The sequence below is a fragment of the Azonexus sp. genome, from assembly GCF_030824335.1.
GTDB lineage: Bacteria > Pseudomonadota > Gammaproteobacteria > Burkholderiales > Rhodocyclaceae > Azonexus.
In genome coordinates this window covers 21,356-43,599 of the sequence record NZ_JAVBXX010000024.1, presented here as the reverse complement: position 1 = coordinate 43,599, position 22,244 = coordinate 21,356, and the positions used below count along the sequence as shown (strand labels likewise).

Here is a 22,244-nt window from a genome sequence, read left to right as displayed (position 1 = left end):
ACAAATGGCAGCTAAAGAAGTCAAATTCGGTGATTCCGCCCGCGCCCGCATGGTCGAAGGCATCAACATCCTGGCCGACGCGGTCAAGGTTACCCTCGGTCCGAAGGGCCGCAATGTCGTGCTCGAGCGCTCTTACGGCGGCCCGACGGTGACCAAGGACGGCGTTTCCGTCGCCAAGGAAATCGAACTGAAGGACAAGTTCGCCAACATGGGCGCCCAGATGGTCAAGGAAGTTGCTTCCAAGACCTCCGACATCGCCGGTGACGGCACCACCACCGCTACCGTGCTGGCCCAGTCCATCGTCCGCGAAGGTATGAAGTACGTTGCCGCCGGCATGAACCCGATGGACCTGAAGCGCGGTATCGACAAGGCAGTTATCGCCACCATCGCTGAACTGCAGGCTTTCTCCAAGCCCTGCACCACGACCAAGGAAATCGCCCAGGTTGGTTCGATTTCCGCCAACTCCGATTCCGACATCGGCGAAATCATCGCCAATGCCATGGAAAAGGTCGGCAAGGAAGGCGTCATCACCGTTGAAGATGGCAAGTCCCTGGCCAACGAACTCGACGTCGTCGAAGGGATGCAGTTTGACCGCGGCTACCTGTCGCCGTACTTCATCAACAACGGTGACAAGCAGCAAGCCCTGCTGGAAAACCCGTTCGTCCTGCTGTTCGACAAGAAGATCTCGAACATCCGCGACCTGCTGCCGATCCTGGAGCAAGTTGCCAAGGCCGGCCGTCCGCTGCTGATCATCGCTGAAGATGTCGATGGCGAAGCGCTGGCTACGCTGGTGGTGAACAACATCCGTGGCATCCTGAAGACCGTTGCCGTCAAGGCCCCGGGCTTCGGCGACCGTCGCAAGGCCATGCTGGAAGATATCGCCATCCTGACCGGCGGTACCGTGATCGCTGAAGAAACCGGCCTGACGCTGGAAAAGGCAACCCTGAAGGATCTGGGCCAGGCCAAGCGTATCGAAGTCGCCAAGGAAAACACCACGATCATCGACGGCGCCGGCGAAGCTGCTGCCATCGAAGCTCGCGTCAAGCAGATCCGCATCCAGATCGAAGAAGCGACTTCCGATTACGACAAGGAAAAGCTGCAGGAACGTGTTGCCAAGCTGGCTGGCGGCGTTGCCGTCATTAAGGTTGGCGCAGCCACCGAAGTCGAAATGAAGGAAAAGAAGGCCCGCGTTGAAGACGCCCTGCACGCAACCCGCGCTGCCGTGGAAGAAGGCATTGTCGCCGGCGGCGGCGTTGCCCTGATCCGTGCCCGTGCTGCCGTTGGCAAGCTGAAGGGTGACAACCACGACCAGGACGCCGGCATCAAGATCGTGCTGCGCGCCATGGAACAGCCGCTGCGCGAAATCGTCGCCAACGCCGGTGACGAGCCGTCTGTTGTGGTCGACAAGGTGCAGCGTGGCAAGGGTAACTACGGTTACAACGCTTCCACCGGCGAGTACGGCGACATGGTCGAAATGGGTGTGCTGGATCCGACCAAGGTGACCCGCACCGCACTGCAGAACGCTGCCTCCGTGGCCGGCCTGATGCTGACCACCGAATGCATGGTTGCTGAACTGGCTGAAGACAAGCCGGCCGGCGGCATGCCTGACATGGGCGGTATGGGCGGCATGGGTGGTATGGGCGGCATGGGCATGTAATGCTTGCCTGAGCGCCCTGCGCTGTGAAAAAGCCCCGTTTCGCACGGGGCTTTTTTTCGTTCAAACTTCATGATTTCGCGCTGCGAACCGGAATGCGCTATTCTTGCGCCCCTTGCGTTGCTGGGCCGCTGGCCTGATGGAGATGTTTCGTGCAAAAGCACGCTTCAAGTTACGCCCACATTCGTGAAAATCCACGTTTTCAGGCCTTGGTGAAAAAACGCAATCGTTACGCTTTCCGAATGTCCGCCATGGTCGTTCTGGCCTATTTTTCCTATATTTTTCTGATTGCCTTTCGCCCCGACTGGATGGCTCTGCCTGTTGTTGATGGCTTGACCGTTACTTTGGGGTTGCCGCTGGGGCTCGGGGTTATTGCGCTGACTGTCGCGTTGACCGTGATATATGTTCGGCGGGCAAACCGGGAGTTTGATGTCGAGACTGCCGAAATACGTCGTCAGGCGCTGAAATGTCCAAGATCGTAAAGTTTTTGCTGCTGGCTGGTGCGCTGCTCGGGGTGGCCGGCCTGGCGTTTGCTGCGTCGGCTTCCGGTAGCGGAGTGCGCCAACCGACGAACTGGTCGGCGATCAGTACCTTCCTGTTTTTTGTCGGCCTGACGCTGTGGATGACACGTCTGGCGACGGCGCGCAGTCGTTCTTCTGCCGATTTTTATGCGGGTGGCGGCGGGGTTTCCGGCTTTCAGAACGGTCTTGCCATTGCCGGTGACTATATGTCGGCCGCTTCCTTGCTCGGCATTTCCGGGCTGGTTTTCGTCAGTGGTTTTGACGGACTGATTTTTTCCATTGGCTGGCTGGTCGGTTGGCCGGTCATTACTTTCCTGATGGCCGAGCGCTTGCGCAACCTCGGAAAATTCACCTTTGCCGACGTCGCCGCGTATCGTTTTTCCCAGAAGCCGGTGCGTACCTTCGCGGCCTTGGGCTCGCTGGCTGTCGTGCTGTTTTACATGATCGCCCAGATGGTCGGCGCTGGCCAGTTGGTCAAGATATTGTTCGGGCTGGAGTATGCCTATTCGGTGATCATGGTCGGTATTGTGATGATGATGTATGTGCTGCTGGGTGGCATGACCTCGACGACTTGGGTCATGATCAACAAGGCGGTCCTGTTGCTGTTCGGAACTTCGTTGATGGCGCTCCTCGTGCTGTTCCGCTTCGATTTCAATCCTGATGCGCTGTTTTCCCGTGCCACGGATTTGCACCGACTGAAGGATGCGCTGATGGCGCCCGGTGGTTTGATCAAGGACCCCGTATCGGCCATCTCGGTGGGGATGGCGCTGATGTTCGGTACGGCCGGCTTGCCGCATATCCTGATGCGTTTCTTCACCGTTCCGAATGCTCGTGAGGCACGCAAATCGGTTGCCTGGGCGACGGCATGGATTGCCTTTTTCTACGTGCTTACCTTCATCATCGGCTTTGGTGCCATCGTCAGCCTGGTGCCGTATCCGGCCGAGTATTACGTGGGTGGACGAATTGGGAATGGCTTGCAGGGTGGAAGTAACATGGCTGCGGTGCATTTGGCCCATGTGCTGGGCGGCGATCTTTTTCTGGGTTTTATTGCGGCAGTGGCTTTCACCACGATTTTGGCAGTAGTTGCTGGCTTGACCTTATCCGGTGCTTCCGCGGTATCGCATGACCTTTACGCCACAGTGTTGTGCAAGGGCGTGGTGACCTCGGAGAAGGAGCGACTCGTTTCGAAAATGACGACCTTCATGCTTGGGGTCATTGCGGTTGCGCTCGGTATTCTTTTCGAGCATGAGAACGTCGCTTACATGGTCATGCTGGCATTTTCCATCGCCTGTTCGGCCAATTTCCCGGTTCTGTTCATGGCGGTCCTGTGGAAGGACTGCACAACCCGGGGCGTGACGGCAGGCGGTTTCATCGGGTTGATCACGGCCTTGCTGCTGACCGTGTTGTCCCCGGCGGTCTGGGAGCGTGTACTGGGCAATGCTTCGGGAAGCGCGTTGTTTCCTTATGCTTCGCCGGCCATATTTTCCATGCCGCTGGCCTTCTTCTCGATCTGGTGTATTTCTGTACTCGACAAGTCGGCGCAAGCGGAAAAGGAGCGGGCCTTGTTTCTGGATCAATTGATTCGTTCGGAGACTGGGCTTGGCGCATCGGTGGCGCGCTCACATTAAGAATGTGCCGGACTTTCATGCCGAAGATCAACGCGCATGCGCTATGGTCGATAACAGAATCTCCGAGGCCAACTGAGCCATCGGTTATTTGCTAGACTTGCAAGGCTTTTGAGGGAAAAAACGGTAGGGGGTTACCCAGTGCAGGATCGGGCCACCCCCTGAGTCGGGGTTTGCACCTCGAACTCCAAGACCATAAAAGGAGAACAGCCCGCGCAGAATACTGTGGCAGGCTTACAAAATGCTTACGCCAGCAAAGGGGGCTTCGAAACATGCGAATTCTGATTGCTGAGGATGATGCGATCATTGCTGATGGCCTTTCCCGATCCTTGCGTCAGGCCGGTTATGCCGTAGATTGGGCGGCGAATGGACTGGATGCCGATACGGCCTTGCTTACCGTATCTTACGACCTGTTGATTCTTGATCTCGGCTTGCCAAAATTGTCCGGGCTTGATGTGCTGAAGCGCTTGCGTTCGCGCAATTCGCAGTTGCCGGTATTGATTCTGACTGCCTTGGACGGAACCCACGACCGGGTCAAGGGGCTGGATCTGGGTGCGGATGACTACATGGTCAAGCCTTTCGAGCTGGCCGAACTGGAAGCGCGGGTGCGGGCACTGACCCGGCGTTCGGCCGGTACAGCGCCGACCATCCTGTGCGGTGCGCTGGCCTATGACCAGATTGGACGTGTGGCCCAGATCGATGGTACGCCGCTGGAGCTGTCGGCGCGGGAAGTCGGCTTGCTTGAGGTCTTGCTGACCCGCATGGGGCGGCTGGTCAGCAAGGATCAATTGGTCGACCATTTGTGTGGCTGGGGTGAAGAGGTCAGTCACAATGCCATCGAAGTTTACGTGCATCGCCTGCGCAAGAAGCTGGAGCCGGGCGGGGTGAAGATTGCGACTGTGCGCGGTTTGGGTTATTGCCTTGAGCGACCACAAAGCGAGTAATTCGGGCGGCGGCAGTCCGCTGTCGCCGGAGACCGAGCGCTCCCTGTTCGGCGAAATCCTGGACTGGATGCTCGCTCCTTTGCTCTTCGTCTGGCCGCTGAGTATCGCCTTTACCCATTATTTCGCGAACAACGTCGCCAATTACCCATACGACCAATCCTTGCGTGAGCACGTTGCAACGATCAGTCGGCAAATCCAGTTCGTTAACCGGGAGCCGCAGGTGTCGCTGCACGCCTCGACGCGGGCCATGTTGCGGGCTGATGAACTCGATAGCGTCTATTTTCATGTCTTGACGCAGGATCAAGCCCTGGTCGTTGGCGATCATGACCTGCCGGCGCCTGAGTTTGCCAGGCTGGCCGATGTGGTGCCAGGGGAAATCTATTTCCGCGACATGGAATACAAGGGGCAGGATCTTCGGGTGGCGTATTCCTACCTGGCTGAGCCGCAGGCGCCGGTTGCGCAATGGGTTTTGGTCGAAGTGGCTGAAACAACGGAAAAACGCACGCAACTCGCCAACCGTATCGTGGCCAGCGTGATTCTTCCGCAGTTCATCATCATCCCGCTTGCCGTCATGCTGGTCTGGTTTGGTCTGTCGCGCGGTTTGCGACCACTGACTCGTTTGCGCAATACCATCGAAGATCGCGACCCCGGCGATTTGTCGCCCATTGCTACCCGGCGCGTGCCGGAAGAACTGGAGCCGTTGGTCGAGGCATTCAACGAAATGCTGGAGCGGATGAAGCGTAACGTCGAGGCGCAACAGCGCTTTGTGGCCGATGCCGCCCACCAGATGCGCACGCCGCTGACCGGACTGAAAACCCAGGCGCAATTCGCTGCGCGTGAAACGGACCCGGCAGCCTTGCGGCACGCGCTGCGCCAGATTGCCACGGGTGTGGACCGGGCTGGACGCCTGGTCAATCAACTGCTCACGCTGGCCAGAACGGAAGGCAGTGAAATCAGCCAGCAGAAGCATGAGCCACTGGATTTTTCCCTGTTGGTCAGGGAGGTTGTCGAAGATTGGGTGATGCGTGCGCTGGAAAAGAATATCGACCTCGGTTACGAGTCGACCGGCAAAGCCATCATTCTGGGGAATGCCTTCCTGTTGCGCGAACTGGCCAAAAACCTGATCGACAACGCCATTTGCTATACCCCTGCTGGTGGGCATGTCACCTGCCGCATCATCAATACGTCGAGCACCATTCTGCTAGAGATCGAAGATGACGGCGTCGGCATATCCGAAGAGCAGGCCGAGCTGGTCTTCGAGCGCTTCTATCGGGTCGATGACGCGACGACCGAAGGCAGTGGCCTGGGCTTGGCCATCGTTCAGGAAATCGCCAATCAGCACGATGCACAAGCCAGTCTGCGACCAAATCCGCGGGGCAAGGGTGCCGTGGCACGTGTTGCCTTTGCCGCATGGTATCCGCCACTGCCGCCGCCTTTGCCGCCGGAAGATTATTCGGAGTTGTACCGCCAGTCTCCACCGCTTGGCCCTTGAAGTTCGAACCAGTCGTCGCGTTAGTGGTTTATTTTCAATATTTCCTTGCGAAGGTCCAAACCCCCCGCTATAATGCGCCCTCGTTTTGGCCAATTAGCTCAGTTGGTAGAGCAGCGGATTGAAAATCCGCGTGTCCGTGGTTCGATTCCGCGATTGGCCACCAAGTATTAATGCAAAAAGCCCGGTCTTCTGACCGGGCTTTTTGCATTTTGGCTATATTTTGTCGTCGACCGCAGAATTTGCATCGCTGCGGGACCAGTCGTCAGGCCAATCTTGCGAGGCGTTGCCCAGTTCCGAAGCTTCGGTCGGGTTGCTGAAACGATGGCGTTCGCGGATGCCGTTGACTTCATGATCGACACCGTAGGCATCGATGCCCAGTACGCGGATATGTGCCGGTAGTTTTTCGGCGACGACGGTGACAAGTTCTTGTTCGGTATCGCTGTTGATACAGAAGGCGTCCGTCCAGTCGGTTTTTTCCAGCCATCCCATCCGGCCGACACCGCCGATATAACGGGTTCGTTCGATCTCCATCCGGAAGAAGCTGAAGTCGAGTTGCAGGTATTGTTCGGCGGCAGGCTGATAGCGAAGGTAGCGCTTTACCAGGCTGGCCGAGGGAGTGAATGGGCTGAACGTCCCGATCATCGTGGCGCGTGCGGCATCCTGAACATTGCTGGTGCCCGGTGCAAGAATGGCCAAGCTTGCCCGGCCGTCGGCCTGCAGGTTTTTGGTGTGTTCTGCGAGGGCGCTGATCAACAGGATGGGGCGGTGGTGTTCATCGACAATCAAGGGAACCGCCGTACCAAAGGGAAACCCCGGCATTTGGGTCGAGTGCGTCGAAAGAATGGCATGCGGTGCTTCGTGCATCAGGTGAATCAGGTCGCTGAGCGGAATTTGCATGATCAGGGCGTCTCCAGTGAGTTGGCGAAAAGACGTTTTTGGGCGGCACTTAGTTGCTTGATCCGGTACTCGGCTTTCGAGGCGGCGGAGCGGTCCGGGTGAGATTCGAATCCCAGCAGTCGAAGTGGCGGATGGGCTCGTGTGTAGCGGGCGCCATCGCCGCGACAGTGGGCGGCAAAGCGAGCACCAACATCGGTGGTGATGCCGGTATAGATGCTGCCATCGCAGCATTCCAGCAGGTAAAGGAACCAGGGTTTCAAGGGGGTGAAGTCAGTTGAAATGCTGCGGTAACATCCGGTCAACATAATGCCGTCTTTTCCGGAGGATATGATGGATTTGCTGCTGTGGCGACACGCCGAAGCTGAAGATGGCGAGGATGACATGAAACGTCGTCTGACTGAGCGCGGCGAAAAGCAGGCCGGGTTGATGGCCGCCTGGCTGCGCAAGCACCAACCGAAGGATATGCGCATCATCGTCAGTCCGGCGGTACGTACCCAGCAAACGGCGGAGGCGCTCAAGCTGCCTTTTGAAACTGCGCGCAAGATCGGGCCGGATGCCTGTGTTTCAGAATTGATTGCAGCAACCGGCTGGCCGGATGCGCGGGGGGCGGTGCTGGTGATCGGGCATCAGCCGGCTTTGGGGCGCATGGCTTCGCTGTTGCTGGCCGGCCAGGAGGCTGACTGGAGCATCAAGAAAGGCGCTGTGTGGTGGTTGAACAATCGCCTGCGCCAAGGTGAAAAGCAGACAGTCTTGCGCTGCATGATGCCGGTTGAGTTACTGGACTAGACAAGGCGTCCCGAGAAGCGTGAAATAGACCCTTTGGCAACAGCACACAGAGGGCAATATGGTTACAGCAAAAAAGAACATCGCTGCACCGTCGACCGAGACATCGACACCCCGCGCACCGGCCGTTCGTCGGCGCGCCGTAGCAAAAGGCGATATTGCACCATCGCTGACGCCCGCCGGGATTGAAGGCTTTTCCGTGCATGCTGCGGTCGACGCGGCGCAAGAGGCAAAAATGGCCGCCATGCGCGACATTCTCGCCAACTCGCCGGATGAGGAAGCCCTGGTCATGCTGAAAAGCCTGCTCAAACAGCAGCGCATCGCGCTGGATGATCAGGTCGTCAATCCGGATGAGGAGCTGGTCAAGGATTGGCGCGATGGTGGCTATCCCTACAAGAACCTCATGGAGCGCAGCAATTACGAGCGGCAGAAATACCGCTTGCAGGTGGAGTTGCTGAAGCTGCAGGCCTGGGTCAAGGAAACCGGCCAGAAGGTCGTGGTGCTGTTCGAAGGCCGTGATGCGGCCGGTAAGGGGGGGACGATCAAGCGCTTCATGGAGCATTTGAATCCTCGCGGTGCACGCGTTGTCGCACTGGAGAAACCCTCGGAAATTGAGCGTGGCCAATGGTATTTCCAGCGTTATGTGCAGCATCTGCCGACCAATGGCGAGATCGTGCTGTTTGACCGTTCCTGGTACAACCGCTCGGGGGTCGAGCGGGTGATGGGTTTCTGTTCCGATCAGGAATATGCCGAATTTGTCCGTCAGGCGCCGGAATTCGAGCGCATGCTGGTGCGCAACGGCACGCACTTGATCAAGTTCTGGTTCTCGGTCAGCCAGGAAGAACAGCGCCGCCGCTTTCGCGAACGCAAGGTGCATCCGCTCAAGCAGTGGAAATTGTCACCGATTGACATGGCCTCGCTCGACAAGTGGGACGACTACACCAAGGCCAAGGAAGCGATGTTCTTCCATACCGACACGGCGGATTCGCCATGGACGGTAATCAAGTCGAACTGCAAGAAACGCGCGCGTTTGAACGCGCTGCGCTATGTGCTGCATAAATTACCGTACACCAACAAGGACACGACGCGCATCGGCAATCTCGATCCGCTGATCGTCGGTCGGGCCAATGTGGTGTACGAGCGTGGCGAGCACCAGGGCGTGCCGCTGCTGTAAATCCTAGCTGACGACGTAGGCGGCACCGCCGGTGGCAATCAGCACACCGGCTTCGTTTTCCAGCGTCATCTGCACGGAAGCGATACGGCCACCCAGACGCGTGACGCGTCCGGTGGCCGTAAATTTTTTGCCGATCCCCTGATGCAGGAAATCGGTGCGCAGGTCGATGGTGCCGATGCGGCCGAAACGGTGAGCAACCTGTTCCGTGCTCTCGCTGTTGAACTTCTCTGCGATGGCGACGGTGGCGGCCAGGCCGCCAACCGTGTCGAGCACTGTGGCGATCACGCCGCCATGCAGGCGACCGTGGAGGTAGTGGCCGATCAGGTCCGGACGCATGGCAAAGCTGATCTGCGGGGCTTCTGGATCGAGTGATTCGACCTTGAACCCGAGCAGTTCGTTGAAACAGAGTTTGTGCTCGAAGACGTCGCGCAAGGCGGTTTCAAGGCGCTCCTGCTCTGCGCTGGAGCGGCGGGGATGGGTCGTTGTGGCGTTCATTGTGTGGTCACAGACATAAAAAAGGGCGACGGGTTCCCGTCGCCCAAACCGAACGCTAAACCAACTCAGCGTAATTCAGCAGACTTATTTTTTGCGCGCCGGTGGCACATCCGTGCAACTGCCGTGGGCGACTTCGGCAGCCATGCCGATGGTTTCGCCCAGCGTCGGGTGCGGGTGGATGGTTTTGCCGATATCGACGGCATCGCAGCCCATCTCGATGGCCAGGCAGACTTCGCCGATCATGTCGCCAGCGTTCGGGCCGACAATGGCGCCGCCGATCACGCGATGCGTTTCGGCATCGAAAATCAGCTTGGTGAAGCCGTAGTCGGCACCGTTGGCGATGGCGCGGCCGGAGGCAGCCCACGGGAACTTGGCAGTCTCGACCTTGCGACCTTCTTTCTTGGCCTGGTCTTCGGTGTAGCCAACCCACGCCACTTCCGGGTGGGTGTAGGCGACGCCCGGGATGACCTGCGCGTCGAACACCGCTTTCTGCCCTGCTGCAGCTTCCGCTGCAACGTGTGCTTCATGCACCGCCTTGTGGGCGAGCATCGGGTTGCCGACCACATCGCCAATCGCGAAGATGTGCGGGATATTGGTGCGCATTTGCCCGTCGACCGGAATAAAGCCGCGTTCGCCAACGATCACGCCGGCCTTGTCGGCGGCGATCTTGTTGCCGTTCGGGGCGCGCCCGGCGGCCTGCAGGATCATGTCGTAGCGGACTGCATCGGCATTCGGCGCGTTGTCACCCTCGAACTTCACCCACAGACCATCGTCCTTGGCGTCAACGGAGACCGTCTTCGTCTTTAGCATGATCTTGTCGAAACGTGACAGGTTCTGCTTTTCCCAGACCTTGACGGCATCGCGATCCGGTCCCTGCATCAGCGCATCGGCCATTTCGACGACATCGACCTTGGCGCCCAGCGTCGAATAGACGGTCGCCATTTCCAGACCGATGATGCCGCCGCCGATGACCAGCATCTTCTTCGGCACAAAGCGCAACTCCAGTGCGCCGGTCGAATCGACGATGCGCGGGTCGCGCGGAATGAAGGGCAGATGCACGGCGGCCGAACCGGCTGCGATGATGCACTTCTGGAACTTGATGACCTTCTTGACGCCGGTCTTTTCCTGGCTGCTGCCGGTGGTTTCCTCGACTTCGATGTGATGCGCATCAAGGAAGTGACCATAGCCGCGCACGATGTCGACCTTGCGTCCCTTGGCCATGCCTGCCAAGCCGCCTGTCAGCTTGCCGACCACCTTGTCCTTGTGGGCGCGCAGCTTGTCGATGTCGACTTGCGGTGCTGCGAACGTGACGCCGAGGTCGTTGGCGTGTGCCGCTTCCTCGATAACGGCTGCAACGTGCAGCAGCGCCTTGGACGGAATGCAGCCGACGTTCAGGCAGACGCCACCGAGGGTGGCGTAGCGCTCGACGATGACCGTCTTCATGCCGAGGTCGGCCGAACGGAAGGCGGCCGAATAGCCGCCAGGGCCGGCGCCGAGGACGAGCATCTCGCACTCGATGTCGGCACCGCCGGCATGGCTGCCGGCGACCGGGGCAGCGGCTGGTGCCGCGGCCGGGGTTTCCATTTTTGGCGTATTTTCCGGGTTGACCCCAGGGCCAGCCGTTGTTTCTGTGGTCGTGGCAGACGCTCCACTTTCAACCTTGATCAGCAACGCGCCTTCACCCACCTTGGCGCCAAGCTGAACGAGCACTTCCTTGACCACGCCGGCGACCGGCGACGGCACATCCATCGTCGCCTTGTCCGATTCCAGCGTACAAATTGCGTCATCGACCTTGATGCTGTCGCCAACCTTGACGAACAGGTCGATGATCGGCACTTCGGCGAAATCGCCGATGTCGGGGACTTTGACTTCTACCAGATTGCTCATGGTGTTCTCCCCTTACAGCGCGACGCGACGGAAGTCGGCCAGCAGCTGCGCGATATATACATTGAAGCGGGTCGCCAGCGCCCCGTCGATAACGCGGTGGTCAGCGGTCAGCGACAGCGGCAGGACCAGGCGCGGCACGAAAGCCTTGCCGTCCCAGACCGGCTTCATGGCTGACTTGTTAACCCCGAGAATGGCGACTTCCGGCGCATTGACGATCGGTGCGAAGTAGGTGCCGCCGATGCCGCCGAGGCTGGAAATCGTGAAGCAGGCACCGGACATGTCGGCCGGCTTGAGCTTGCCGTCACGCGCCTGCTTGGCCAGTTCGCCGGATTCCTGCGCCAGCTCGAAGACTGACTTCTTGTCGACGTTCTTGACCACCGGGACGACCAGGCCGTTCGGGGTGTCGGCTGCGAAACCGATGTTGAAATACTTCTTGAGCACCAGGTTGTCGCCGTCGAGCGAGGAATTGAATTCCGGGAATTTCTGCAAGCCCTTGACGCAAGCCTTCATCAGGAAAGCCAGCATGGTCAGCTTGGCGCCGCCACCCTTTTCGTTTTCCTTGTTGAGCAGCACGCGGAAGGCTTCGATATCGGTGATGTCGGCATCTTCGTGATACGTCACGGCCGGGATCATCACCCAGTTGCGCGACAGGTTCTGGCCGGAAATTTTCTTGATACGCGACAGCGGCTTGACCTCGATCTCGCCGAACTTGGCGAAATCGACCTTCGGCCAGGGCAGCAGATCGAGCCCGCCACCGAGGCTGGCGCCGGCAGCGACCGGGGCAGCGGTGGCACCGGACATCACGCCCTTGACGTACTTGGTCAGGTCTTCCTTGACGATGCGACCTTTCGGACCGGTGGCCGGTACCTTGGCCAGATCGACACCGAGTTCGCGGGCATAGGCACGGACCGACGGCGAGGCGTGAACCTTCGAACCAATCGGCAGGGCCGGCGCCAGCGCAGCCGGTGTGGCAATTGTTGCGGTCGACACCGCCGCAGGGGCAGAAACCGGGGGGGCAGCAACGGCTGAAGCCGGTACAGCAGCCTGCGGTGAAGCAGCAGCTGGCGCCGCGCCGCTCTCAACCTTGATCAGCACCGAACCTTCGCCGACCTTGGAACCGATCTGGACGAGCACTTCCTTGACCGTGCCGGCGACGGTGGACGGAACATCCATCGTGGCCTTGTCGGATTCCAGCGTGGCAATCGCGTCGTCGACCTTGATGCTGTCGCCGACCTTGACGTACAACTCGATGACCGGGACTTCGTCAAAATCGCCGATATCCGGCACCTTGACCTCGACCACGCCACCACCGGCAGTTGCCGGGGCAGCAACCGGTGCGGCAACGGGCGCCGGGGCGGGCGCAGCAGCAACTGCCGGGGCAGCGGCTTGCGGTGCGGGCGCGGCGGCAGCAGCACCGGTTTCGACCTTGATCAGCACGACACCTTCGCTGACCTTGGAGCCGAGCTGCACCAGAACTTCCTTGACGACGCCGTCGACCGTGGAAGGCACATCCATCGTGGCTTTGTCGGATTCCAGCGTGGCAATCGCGTCGTCGACCTTGATCGTGTCGCCGACCTTCACGAACAGGTCGATGACCGGAACGCTGTCGAAATCGCCAATGTCCGGGACTTTGACTTCAATGATTTGGCTCATGTTGTCTCTCCCTGATTAAACCGACATCGGGTTGGGTTTGTTCGGGTCAAGGTTGTACTTGACCAGAGCGGCAGCAACGACTTCGCGCTTGATTTCGCCAGCGTCGGCCAGCGCCTTCAGCGCGGCCAGCGTCACCCAGTGACGGTCGACCTCGAAGAAATGACGCAGCTTCTCGCGGGTGTCCGAACGGCCGAAACCATCGGTGCCCAGCGTGACGTACGGTGCCTTGACGAAGGGGCGGATCTGCTCGGAGAACAGCTTGATGTAGTCGGTCGATGCGATGACCGGACCCTTGGCGCCAGCCAGCTTTTGCTCAACGTGCGACAGTTTCGGTTCTTCCAGCGGGTGCAGCATGTTCCAGCGCTGCGTATCGATCCCGTTGCGTGCCAGTTCGTTCATGCTGGTACAGCCCCACAAGTCAGATTCGACACCCCAGTCCTGCTTGAGCAGGTCGGCGGCGGCGATCACTTCGCGGAAGATGGTGCCGGAGCCGAGCAGTTGCACGCGCGGGCCGGTGGAGTCGGCGCCCTTCCTGAACGAGTACATGCCCTTGATGATGTCGGCTTCGGCGCCGACCGGCATTTCCGGGTGCTCGTAGTTTTCGTTCATCACCGTCAGGTAATAGAACACGTCTTCCTGTTCCTGGAACATGCGGCGCATGCCGTCCTGCGTCACCACGGCGACTTCGTACTGGAAGGTCGGATCGTAGGAGATGCAGTTCGGGATCAGGTTGGACAGGATCAGGCTGTGGCCGTCTTCGTGCTGCAGGCCTTCGCCGTTCAGCGTCGTGCGACCGGCGGTGCCGCCGATCAGGAAGCCGCGGGCGCGTTGGTCGCCGGCGGCCCAGCACAGGTCGAGGACGCGCTGCATGCCGAACATCGAGTAGCAGATGTAGAACGGAATGGTCTGCACGTTATGCACGGAGTACGACGTGGCGGCGGCGATCCAGTCGCTCATCGCCCCGGCTTCGTTGATGCCTTCCTGCAGCACCTGGCCGGTCTTCGATTCCTTGTAGAACATCAGCTGGTCGTGATCTTCCGGCACGTAGTTCTGGCCTTGCTGATTCCAGATGCCGACCGAGCGGAACATGCCTTCCATGCCGAAGGTGCGCGATTCGTCCGGCACGATGGGCACGACATTCTTGCCGACGTTCTTGTCCTTCAGCAGCATGTTCATGATGCGGACGATGGCCATCGTCGTGGACAGCTCACGGCCTTCGCCGGATGCCTTGAGCAGGGCGGCAAAGCTGTCGAGCGCCGGAATGGCCAGCGGCTCGGCCTTGCGGCGGCGCTGCGGCAGGTACCCGCCGAGTGCGGCGCGGCGTTCCTGCATGTATTTGTATTCGGCCGAATCCGGCGCGAAGGTCAGGTAAGGTAGTTCTTCCAGCTTGTCGTCCGGCACCGGCAGGCCGAAGCGGTCGCGGAAGCGGGCGATCTGCTCCTTGTCCATCTTCTTCTGCTGGTGGGAAATGTTCATGGCTTCGCCGGCCTGACCCATGCCGAAGCCCTTGATGGTCTTGGCGAGAATCAGGGTCGGGGCACCCTTGTGGGTGACGGCGGCGTTGTAGGCGGCAAAAATCTTGAAGATGTCGTGGCCGCCACGATTCAGTTGCCAGACGTCATCGTCGGTCCAATCGGCGATCAGTTCGCGCAGTTCCGGCGTGTTGAAGAAATGTTCGCGGACGTAGGCGCCGTTCTTGGCCTTGAAGGTCTGGTACTCGCCGTCGCACAGTTCCATCATGCGTTTTTTCAGGACGCCCTTCTTGTCGCGGTTGAACAGCGCATCCCAGTGCGTGCCCCAGACCAGCTTGATGACATTCCAGCCGGAACCACGGAATTCGGATTCGAGTTCCTGGATGATCTTGCCGTTGCCGCGCACCGGACCGTCCAGGCGCTGCAGGTTGCAGTTGATGACAAAAATCAGGTTATCCAGCTTTTCCCGGCCGGCCATGCCGATGGCGCCGAGCGATTCGACTTCGTCGGTCTCGCCGTCGCCCAGGAATGCCCAGACCTTGCGATCACCGGCCTTGGCCAGTCCGCGCGAATCGAGGTACTTCATGAAGCGGGCCTGGTAGATGGCCTGGATCGGGCCGAGGCCCATCGACACCGTCGGGAACTGCCAGAAGTCCGGCATCAGCCAGGGGTGCGGATAGGACGAGATGCCCTTGCCGTCGGTTTCCTGGCGGAAGTTGTCCATCTGCTCTTCGGTCAGGCGACCGAGCATGAAGGCGCGCGAATAAACGCCCGGTACCGAGTGGCCCTGGAAGAAAATCAGGTCGCCGCCGGACGGATCGTTGATGCTGCGCCAGAAATGCGAAAAGCCGACGTCGTACAGCGCGGCAGCCGAAGCGAAGGAGGCAATGTGGCCGCCGACGTTGGTGTCCTTGTTGGCACGCACAACCATGGCCATGGCGTTCCAGCGGATGTAGGAGTGAATCTTGATCTCCATGTCCGGATCGCCCGGGTACTTGGGCTGTTTGTCCGCCGGAATGGTGTTGATGTATTCGGTATTGGCCGAGTACGGGATGTCGATGCCGTCCTCGCGGGCCTGACCGATCAGTGTCTCGATCAGGTAGTGGGCGCGCTCGGCGCCTTCGTTCGTAATGACGCCTTCCAGCGCGTCAGTCCATTCCTTTGTTTCCTGCGGATCTGTGTCGGCAGCTTGGGTGTTCGGCTGGTCGGCCATGGTTTGTCTCCTACGTGGGTTTTTCACCTGCGGTGGTTTGCATTCTGTCTTGCCGGGTAAGCAGGACAACTTTAACGCTTTGCGGGGCGGATCGCACCCCGCGTTTATTTCTGTTCGATTTTTCGCATTGTAAAAACAAAATTCGCATCGTGCAATATTTTTGCGGGGTGGAAATTTGCTTGTTGGGTTTTTAATGTGAAACAAAAAGCAAAAGCATGGCGACTTGCGCTGTATCAAATTGTTCGGGCTTGGCCCTTCTATAATCGAGGGCTTTGCTATTTGCTACCAGGAGCATCCATGGCCGCAGTCATGCCCGCCCCAGCCGCCAGCCGGCTACTTTTGTCCGGCAACGAAGCCGTTGCCCGCGCCGTCTGGGAAGCCGGCGTCAAGGTTGCCGCCGCGTATCCCGGCACGCCGTCTACTGAAATGATGGAAGTCGTGTCGACCTATCCGGATTTGTACGCGGAGTGGTCGGTCAACGAGAAGGTGTCGCTGGAAGTGGCGATTGGTGCGGCCTATGCCGGCTCGCGTGCCTTCTGCTGCATGAAGCATGTCGGCATGAATGTCGCCTCCGATGCGCTGATGACCCTGACCCTGACCGGGGTCAGCGGCGGCCTGGTGATCGCCATCGCCGACGACGTCGGCCTTTCGTCATCGCAGAACGAACAGGACTCGCGCTATTGGGGGCGTTTTGCCCATGTGCCGGTGCTCGAGCCGGCCGATTCGCAGGAAGCCTATGCGATGACGCTGTACGCCTACACGCTGTCCGAACAATTCCAGGTGCCGGTCATCCTGCGCATGACGACGCGCATCAACCACGTCAAGTCGCTGGTCACCGTCGGTGAGCGCGTGGCGCATGCCGGTGCCGGCTTCAAGAAAGACCCGGCGCGTTACGTCATGGTGCCGGGCAACGCTGGCAAGCGCATTCCGCTGATGTTCAAGCGCGATGGCGAATTGCGTGCGCTGGCCGAAACCAGCGAACTGAATTTCATCGAGGATGGCAGCGACAAGCGTATCGGCTTCATCGCTTCCGGCCCGGCCTACATGCACGTCAAGGAATCCTTCCCGGATGCGCCGGTGTTGAAGCTTGGTTTCTCCTGCCCGGTGCCGTTCGAGAAGTGTCGCCAGCTGGCGGCCATGGTCGATCAGGTCGTGGTGGTCGAAGAGGTCGAGCCGCTGGTCGAAACCGAGTTGAAGGCGCAGGGCCTCCAGGTCATCGGCAAGGAAATCCTGCCCTTGCAGGGCGAGTTGTCGCCGAATGTGCTGAAGCCCGCAATTGCCCGCCTGCTCGGCGAACCGGTGCCGGAAACCCAGTCGACCGTAGCATTGAATGTTTTCCCGCGGCCGCCGACCATGTGCGTCGCTTGCCCGCACCTCGGCGTCTATTACACGCTGTCGCAAGTGCGTAACCTGAACATTTCCGGCGATATCGGCTGCTACACGCTGGGCGCCGGGCATCCGTGGAATGCGCTCGACACCTGCGTCTCGATGGGCGCTTCGATGGGCATCGCGCTGGGCATGGACAAGGGCCGCGGCGAAGCCGACAAGGACAAGCGCGTGGTCGCCGTGATCGGAGATTCAACCTTCCTGCACATGGGCATGCAGGGTCTACTCGACATGGTGTACAACAAGGGCAACGTCACCGTGCTGCTGCTCGACAACCGCGCCGTCGGCATGACCGGCGGCCAGGACAATCCGGGCAACGGCCGCGATATCTACGGCGATGATGCGCCGCGTATTGACTTCGCCAAGCTGGTCTCGGCGCTCGGCGTCAAGGAAGAGCGCATTCATACGGTCAACCCCTATGAATTGCCGGTTTTGTTCAAGACCCTGCGCGAAGAAGTGAAGGTGCCGGAAGTCTCGGTCATCATCACCGACCAGCCCTGCGTGTTGATCAAGGATTACCACAAGCTGAAGCCCTTCGAAGTGCTGGAAGACAAGTGCACCGGTTGCGGCAACTGCATCGACGTCGGCTGCCCGGCCATCCACGTCACGCGGCGCGGCAAGGAAGTCAAACCGAGTGGGCGCGAAGTCGATCTGGCTTTCGTGCGCATCGAGTCGTCGGTGTGTACCGGTTGCGGCCTGTGCCTGCAGCCTTGTGCGCCGGATGCCATCGTGCATCACGTGCCGACTTCTCCCATCCAGTTCGCCAGCAAAGGATGTGCAGCATGAACGGCGTGAGCAATATTCTGGTGGTCGGCATTGGCGGCCAGGGCGTCATGACGGCGACCGAAATTCTCGCTGAAGCGGCGATAGCGCTTGGCCACGATGCAAAGAAAACCGAAGTCGCCGGTATGGCGCAGCGTGGCGGCGTCGTCTCGTCCCACCTGCGCTTCGGGCCGAAAGTCCTGTCGCCGCAGATCACGCCGGGCACCGCCGACGTGCTGCTCGGTTTCGAGTCGGCCGAGGCAATGCGCTGGCAGCACATGCTGAAACCGGGCGGCATCACGTTGATGAATACTGCCAAGCTGGTGCCGCCGGTGGTTGAACTCGGGCTGTTCGATTATCCGGAAGACCCGCTGGCGGAAATCCGCAAGAGCGGCAACAAGGTCGTTGCTTTCGATGCGACGACCATCGCGCAGGAACTGGGCGACATCCGTCTGGGCAATACCGTGATGCTCGGCGCCATTGCCGACCATCTGCCGTTCGGTGCCGAAACGCTGTTGGCTTGTGTGCTGCAGCGTTTTGCCAGAAAGGGCGAGAAAATGGTCGATCTGAATCGCCGGGCTTTCGAGGCCGGACGGGCCGCTGTCGGTGCCGCTGAAGCAGCGCTCGCGTAATCTGATAAAATCCGCGCCGAATCAAAGGGAAAGGCAACCGCCTTTCCCGTTTTCTTTTTTGATGGATGCGACGATGACGGCACAAATTATCGACGGCAAGGCATTGGCGGAAGAACTGCGCCAGGGTTTCAAGGCGCGCGTGGAAGCGCTGACGGCCAAAGGGCACAAGCCCGGCCTGGTGGTCATTCTGGTCGGTGCAGACCCGGCTTCCGAGGTCTATGTCCGCAACAAGGTCAATGGCTGCCTGGCCATCGGCATGCACTCCGAGAAGATCACTTACGATGCTGCGGTCGACCAGGAAACGGTGCTGAAAAAGATCGCCGAGTTGAACGCCGATCCGGCGATCCACGGCATCCTGGTGCAACTGCCCTTGCCCAAGCATTTCGACGAAGAGAAAGTGCTGGAAGCGATTGCCGCCGACAAGGACGTTGACGGCTTCCATGCCGAGAACGTCGGCGCGCTGGCCCAGGGCAATCCGCGTTTCATTCCCTGCACGCCGTATGGCGTCATGAAGATGTTCGAGAAAGGCAATGTTGACCTGAACGGCAAGGAAGCCGTCGTCATCGGCCGCTCCAACATCGTCGGCAAACCGATGGCGCTACTGCTGATCAATGCAGGCGCGACCGTCACCGTCTGCAATTCGCGCACCCGCGACCTGAAATTCCACACCAGCCGCGCCGACATCGTCGTCGCTGCGGTCGGCAAGCCGAAGTTCGTCAAGGGCGACATGATCAAGCCGGGCGCCGTGGTTATCGACGTCGGCATCAACCGTTTGCCGGATGGCAAGCTGTGCGGTGACGTCGATTACGAAGACTGTCTGAACGTTGCCGGCCAGATTACGCCGGTGCCGGGCGGCGTTGGCCCGATGACCATCACCATGCTGTTGGCTAATACGATTGAAGCAGCCGAGCGCAAGGCGGCAGCCGAGGCAGGAGCGCGCTAATGACCGAAAAGAAAATTTCCGTCGGCATCGTCATGGGTTCCGACTCCGACTGGCCGACCATGCAGGTTGCCGCCGTGATCCTTAAGGATTTCGGCGTTGCCTTTGAAGCCCGCGTCGTTTCCGCCCACCGCACGCCCGACCTGCTGTTTGAATACGCCGAAACCGCCGGTCCGCGTGGCCTGAAGGCCATCATCGCCGGTGCCGGCGGTGCCGCCCATCTGCCGGGCATGCTCGCCGCCAAGACCACCGTACCGGTGCTTGGTGTGCCGGTGCAATCGAAGGCCTTGTCCGGCGTCGATTCGCTGCATTCCATCGTGCAAATGCCCAAGGGCATCCCGGTGGCCACCTTCGCCATCGGCGAAGCCGGTGCCGCCAACGCCGCACTGTTCGCCGTCGCCATGCTGGCCAATGAAGACCCGGCGCTGAACGCGAAGCTGCAAGCCTTCCGCAATGCCCAGACCGAAAAGGTCCTGGCCATGAAGTTGCCCGAAGTATGAACACCATGATCCTGCCGCCCGCCACGCTGGGCATGCTCGGGGGCGGCCAGTTGGGCCGTTTCTTCGTTACTGCCGCCCACGAACTGGGTTACCAGGTCTGGGTGCTGGACCCGGATAAAAACTCGCCGGCCGGGCAGATCGCCGAGCGTCATTTCTGCGTCGATTACGCCGATTACGCCGCGCTCGACGAATTTGCCGCCGGTTGCGCCGCGATCACCACCGAATTCGAAAACGTCCCGGCCGCCACGCTCGATTACCTCGGCAAGTTCGTACCGGTACGCCCGCATGCTGCTGCTGTAGCCGTCTGCCAGCACCGCGTCAGCGAGAAATCCTTCCTGCGCGACAACGGTTTTCCGCACGGGCCGTTTATTGCGGTCGACAGCGAAAACGACCTGAAATCCGCGCCGTCCGAACTGTTCCCGGCCATCCTGAAAGTCGCCCGTTTCGGTTACGACGGCAAGGGTCAGGCGACGGTGAACAACTTCGAGGAAGCGCTGCTCGCTTTCGGTCACTTCAAGGGCGAACAGTGCGTGCTCGAACAGCGCCTGACGCTCGATTACGAAGTGTCGGTCGTGCTGGCGCGGGATGCGCAAGGTAATGTGCGCTGCTTCCCGACCGGCGAAAACCAGCACACGCGCGGCATTCTCGATGTCTCCATCGTCCCGGCACGGACCACCGGCTGCCTGAAGAGCGACGCCGAAGACATCGCCGCACGCATTGCGGAAAAGCTCGGCTACATCGGCACCATGGGCGTCGAATTCTTCGTCAGCCGGGGTCAGTTGATCGTCAACGAAATGGCACCCCGGCCGCACAACAGCGGCCACTACACCATCGATGCCTGCGTGACCGACCAGTTCGAGCAGCAGGTGCGGGCGCTGTGCGGCTTGCCGCTGGGCGAAGCCCGCGCGCACTCCGCGTCGGTGATGGTCAATCTGCTCGGTGACCTGTGGTACGAAAATGGCAACCCCAGTGAAAACTACCGCGAACCCGACTGGTCGCTGCTGCACGCCATTCCCAACCTGAAACTGCATCTGTACGGCAAGCATCACGCCCGCCCGGGCCGCAAGATGGGCCACTTCACGGTGATCGGCGACAACGCCGAAGCCGTGCAAAAAGCCGCACTCGCCGCCCGCGCCGCAATCGGCATCAAGGACTGATGACGCCCTCGGATGCCGATTACCAGCGTGCCGTCGACCTGCTGGTCGCCGGCGAACTGGTCGCCATCCCGACCGAGACGGTCTACGGGCTGGGCGCGGATGCGGCCAATGCCGATGCGGTCGGCAAAATTTTCGCCGCCAAGGGCCGGCCGGCCGACCACCCGCTGATCGTCCATCTCGCCGGCCATGATGCGGTCGACGCCTGGGCGGAAGATGTTCCGCCAATTGCCTGGGAACTGATGGAAACCTTCTGGCCCGGCCCGCTGACGCTGATCCTGAAAAAGCAGGCCTGGGTGCCGTCGACCGTAACTGGCGGCCAGGACACCGTCGGGCTGCGCGTGCCCGGTCATCCGGTGGCGCTCGAATTGCTGCGCCGCTTTGCCGCAGCAAAGCCGGGGCAGCCAGCCGGCATCGCCGCGCCGTCGGCCAACCGCTTCGGCCGCATCAGCCCGACCAGCGCCGCGCATGTCGCGGAAGAATTGGGCGAACGGATTCCGATGATTCTGGACGGCGGCGCCTGTGCGGTCGGCATCGAATCAACCATCATCGACTGCTCGCGCGGCGCCCCGGTGGTCTTGCGCCCCGGCCACATCTCGCCGCTGCACCTGGAAGCCGTACTCGGGCATCGGCCAGCCATCGAAACCGCCAAGGGCGCGCCGCGCGTTTCCGGCTCGCTGGAAGCGCACTACGCGCCGACAACCCCGCTGCGCATGATTGCCGCCGAGCGCCTGCTCGATTTCATCAACGCCCAGCGCCATCGCGGCGGCCGTTGCGCGGTGATCAGCCGCAACCAGCCACCGCAAGCCGGCATGCCGCACGCCTGGCGCATGATGCCGGCCGACCCGGTCGGCTACGCCCACGAACTGTATGCCGCCCTGCGCGACATGGACCACGCCGGCGTCGACCTGATCGTCGTCGAATCCTTGCCCGAATCCGCCGAATGGGCCGCCGTCGCCGACCGCCTGCGCCGCGCCGCCGTCGGCGCCGGGCAGGGCTGATTGCGGCGACCCGGCTGTAGCGGCTGGTCCTGCGGTCTACGCGCTAAAACCAGCAATTT

At 60.5% G+C, this 22,244-nt stretch carries 19 protein-coding genes and 1 tRNA gene; 14 read left to right on the top strand and 6 right to left on the bottom strand.

Annotated features, from left to right (window positions below; genetic code table 11):
* Positions 1-4 precede the first annotated feature (4 nt).
* The 6 genes from groL to RCI20_RS13950 all read left to right on the top strand — a co-directional run bounded on the left by groL (position 5) and on the right by RCI20_RS13950 (position 6,399).
* Complete coding sequence (gene groL, locus RCI20_RS13975) at positions 5-1,657, top strand: chaperonin GroEL (RefSeq protein WP_306606488.1); 1,653 nt, start codon at positions 5-7, stop codon at positions 1,655-1,657.
* A gap of 149 nt (positions 1,658-1,806) precedes the next feature.
* Entirely contained in the window at positions 1,807-2,136 is a 330-nt protein-coding gene (locus RCI20_RS13970; RefSeq protein ID WP_306606487.1) for a DUF485 domain-containing protein, read from the top strand.
* Positions 2,121-3,803 (top strand): cation acetate symporter, encoded by a 1,683-nt coding sequence (locus RCI20_RS13965; protein WP_306606486.1) that lies wholly within the window; start codon positions 2,121-2,123, stop codon positions 3,801-3,803. The genes RCI20_RS13970 and RCI20_RS13965 overlap by 16 nt, the downstream gene beginning before the upstream one ends.
* Before the next feature lie 269 nt (positions 3,804-4,072).
* Positions 4,073-4,744: a response regulator transcription factor gene (locus RCI20_RS13960; RefSeq protein ID WP_306606485.1), complete on the top strand. Its 672-nt coding sequence runs from the start codon at positions 4,073-4,075 to the stop codon at positions 4,742-4,744.
* Positions 4,722-6,236 (top strand): sensor histidine kinase, encoded by a 1,515-nt coding sequence (locus RCI20_RS13955; protein WP_306606484.1) that lies wholly within the window; start codon positions 4,722-4,724, stop codon positions 6,234-6,236. Before RCI20_RS13960 ends, RCI20_RS13955 begins: the two co-directional genes overlap by 23 nt.
* Before the next feature lie 87 nt (positions 6,237-6,323).
* A tRNA-Phe gene (locus RCI20_RS13950) sits at positions 6,324-6,399 on the top strand.
* A 50-nt stretch (positions 6,400-6,449) separates the two neighbouring features.
* Here RCI20_RS13950 and RCI20_RS13945 read toward each other — a convergent pair.
* Positions 6,450-7,133, bottom strand: a complete 684-nt coding sequence (locus RCI20_RS13945) for a HugZ family protein (RefSeq protein WP_306606483.1) — start codon at positions 7,131-7,133, stop codon at positions 6,450-6,452.
* 2 nt (positions 7,134-7,135) lie between these two features.
* Positions 7,136-7,438 carry a GIY-YIG nuclease family protein gene (locus tag RCI20_RS13940; RefSeq protein WP_306606482.1) on the bottom strand — a complete coding sequence of 101 codons (303 nt, stop codon included), beginning with the start codon at positions 7,436-7,438 and terminating at the stop codon, positions 7,136-7,138.
* Between the two features lie 25 nt (positions 7,439-7,463).
* On the opposite strand from RCI20_RS13940, the gene RCI20_RS13935 reads away from it, so the two are divergent.
* Together RCI20_RS13935 and ppk2 are read left to right on the top strand one after the other, a co-directional pair.
* The gene (locus RCI20_RS13935) at positions 7,464-7,919 is read left to right on the top strand and encodes a histidine phosphatase family protein (protein ID WP_306606498.1); all 456 of its coding nucleotides are present in this window, start codon (positions 7,464-7,466) and stop codon (positions 7,917-7,919) included.
* Positions 7,920-7,977: 58 nt separating this feature from the next.
* Complete coding sequence (ppk2, locus tag RCI20_RS13930; protein ID WP_306606481.1) at positions 7,978-9,090, top strand: polyphosphate kinase 2; 1,113 nt, start codon at positions 7,978-7,980, stop codon at positions 9,088-9,090.
* A gap of 3 nt (positions 9,091-9,093) precedes the next feature.
* Here ppk2 and RCI20_RS13925 read toward each other — a convergent pair whose 3' ends face one another.
* The 4 genes from RCI20_RS13925 to aceE form a co-directional block, all read right to left on the bottom strand.
* The gene (locus RCI20_RS13925) at positions 9,094-9,585 is read right to left on the bottom strand and encodes a thioesterase family protein (protein ID WP_306606480.1); all 492 of its coding nucleotides are present in this window, start codon (positions 9,583-9,585) and stop codon (positions 9,094-9,096) included.
* 84 nt (positions 9,586-9,669) lie between these two features.
* Positions 9,670-11,472: a dihydrolipoyl dehydrogenase gene (lpdA, locus tag RCI20_RS13920; RefSeq protein WP_306606479.1), complete on the bottom strand. Its 1,803-nt coding sequence runs from the start codon at positions 11,470-11,472 to the stop codon at positions 9,670-9,672.
* A gap of 12 nt (positions 11,473-11,484) precedes the next feature.
* Positions 11,485-13,125: a dihydrolipoyllysine-residue acetyltransferase gene (aceF, locus tag RCI20_RS13915; RefSeq protein WP_306606478.1), complete on the bottom strand. Its 1,641-nt coding sequence runs from the start codon at positions 13,123-13,125 to the stop codon at positions 11,485-11,487.
* 15 nt (positions 13,126-13,140) lie between these two features.
* Positions 13,141-15,810, bottom strand: coding sequence for a pyruvate dehydrogenase (acetyl-transferring), homodimeric type (gene aceE / locus RCI20_RS13910; RefSeq protein ID WP_306606477.1), 2,670 nt, complete (start codon positions 15,808-15,810; stop codon positions 13,141-13,143).
* A 297-nt stretch (positions 15,811-16,107) separates the two neighbouring features.
* Between aceE and RCI20_RS13905 the strand changes: the two genes are divergently transcribed.
* The 6 genes from RCI20_RS13905 (at position 16,108) to RCI20_RS13880 (ending at position 22,185) form a co-directional block, all read left to right on the top strand.
* Complete coding sequence (locus tag RCI20_RS13905) at positions 16,108-17,982, top strand: thiamine pyrophosphate-dependent enzyme (RefSeq protein ID WP_306606475.1); 1,875 nt, start codon at positions 16,108-16,110, stop codon at positions 17,980-17,982.
* Positions 17,979-18,590 (top strand): indolepyruvate oxidoreductase subunit beta, encoded by a 612-nt coding sequence (locus RCI20_RS13900; protein WP_306606473.1) that lies wholly within the window; start codon positions 17,979-17,981, stop codon positions 18,588-18,590. Before RCI20_RS13905 ends, RCI20_RS13900 begins: the two co-directional genes overlap by 4 nt.
* 73 nt (positions 18,591-18,663) lie before the next feature.
* Complete coding sequence (folD, locus tag RCI20_RS13895; protein WP_306606471.1) at positions 18,664-19,533, top strand: bifunctional methylenetetrahydrofolate dehydrogenase/methenyltetrahydrofolate cyclohydrolase FolD; 870 nt, start codon at positions 18,664-18,666, stop codon at positions 19,531-19,533.
* Positions 19,533-20,030, top strand: a complete 498-nt coding sequence (gene purE / locus RCI20_RS13890) for a 5-(carboxyamino)imidazole ribonucleotide mutase (RefSeq protein ID WP_306606470.1) — start codon at positions 19,533-19,535, stop codon at positions 20,028-20,030. Before folD ends, purE begins: the two co-directional genes overlap by 1 nt.
* A 5-nt stretch (positions 20,031-20,035) precedes the next feature.
* On the top strand, positions 20,036-21,187 hold the full coding sequence (locus RCI20_RS13885; protein WP_306606495.1) for a 5-(carboxyamino)imidazole ribonucleotide synthase: 1,152 nt from the start codon (positions 20,036-20,038) through the stop codon (positions 21,185-21,187).
* Positions 21,187-22,185 (top strand): L-threonylcarbamoyladenylate synthase, encoded by a 999-nt coding sequence (locus tag RCI20_RS13880; protein WP_306606468.1) that lies wholly within the window; start codon positions 21,187-21,189, stop codon positions 22,183-22,185. The genes RCI20_RS13885 and RCI20_RS13880 overlap by 1 nt, the downstream gene beginning before the upstream one ends.
* The last annotated feature ends 59 nt before the right edge of the window (positions 22,186-22,244 follow it).

Excerpts from the sequence above, each read along its gene's own strand:
- groL (WP_306606488.1), top strand. The coding sequence starts at position 5 with ATGGCAGCTAAAGAAGTCAAATTCGGTGATTCCGCCCGCGCCCGCATG.
- RCI20_RS13965 (WP_306606486.1), top strand. The coding sequence starts at position 2,121 with ATGTCCAAGATCGTAAAGTTTTTGCTGCTGGCTGGTGCGCTGCTCGGG.
- RCI20_RS13960 (WP_306606485.1), top strand. The coding sequence starts at position 4,073 with ATGCGAATTCTGATTGCTGAGGATGATGCGATCATTGCTGATGGCCTT.
- RCI20_RS13945 (WP_306606483.1), bottom strand. The coding sequence starts at position 7,133 with ATGCAAATTCCGCTCAGCGACCTGATTCACCTGATGCACGAAGCACCG.
- RCI20_RS13940 (WP_306606482.1), bottom strand. The coding sequence starts at position 7,438 with ATGTTGACCGGATGTTACCGCAGCATTTCAACTGACTTCACCCCCTTG.
- RCI20_RS13935 (WP_306606498.1), top strand. The coding sequence starts at position 7,464 with ATGGATTTGCTGCTGTGGCGACACGCCGAAGCTGAAGATGGCGAGGAT.
- ppk2 (WP_306606481.1), top strand. The coding sequence starts at position 7,978 with ATGGTTACAGCAAAAAAGAACATCGCTGCACCGTCGACCGAGACATCG.
- RCI20_RS13925 (WP_306606480.1), bottom strand. The coding sequence starts at position 9,585 with ATGAACGCCACAACGACCCATCCCCGCCGCTCCAGCGCAGAGCAGGAG.
- lpdA (WP_306606479.1), bottom strand. The coding sequence starts at position 11,472 with ATGAGCAATCTGGTAGAAGTCAAAGTCCCCGACATCGGCGATTTCGCC.
- aceF (WP_306606478.1), bottom strand. The coding sequence starts at position 13,125 with ATGAGCCAAATCATTGAAGTCAAAGTCCCGGACATTGGCGATTTCGAC.
- aceE (WP_306606477.1), bottom strand. The coding sequence starts at position 15,810 with ATGGCCGACCAGCCGAACACCCAAGCTGCCGACACAGATCCGCAGGAA.
- RCI20_RS13905 (WP_306606475.1), top strand. The coding sequence starts at position 16,108 with ATGGCCGCAGTCATGCCCGCCCCAGCCGCCAGCCGGCTACTTTTGTCC.
- RCI20_RS13900 (WP_306606473.1), top strand. The coding sequence starts at position 17,979 with ATGAACGGCGTGAGCAATATTCTGGTGGTCGGCATTGGCGGCCAGGGC.
- folD (WP_306606471.1), top strand. The coding sequence starts at position 18,664 with ATGACGGCACAAATTATCGACGGCAAGGCATTGGCGGAAGAACTGCGC.
- purE (WP_306606470.1), top strand. The coding sequence starts at position 19,533 with ATGACCGAAAAGAAAATTTCCGTCGGCATCGTCATGGGTTCCGACTCC.
- RCI20_RS13885 (WP_306606495.1), top strand. The coding sequence starts at position 20,036 with ATGATCCTGCCGCCCGCCACGCTGGGCATGCTCGGGGGCGGCCAGTTG.
- RCI20_RS13880 (WP_306606468.1), top strand. The coding sequence starts at position 21,187 with ATGACGCCCTCGGATGCCGATTACCAGCGTGCCGTCGACCTGCTGGTC.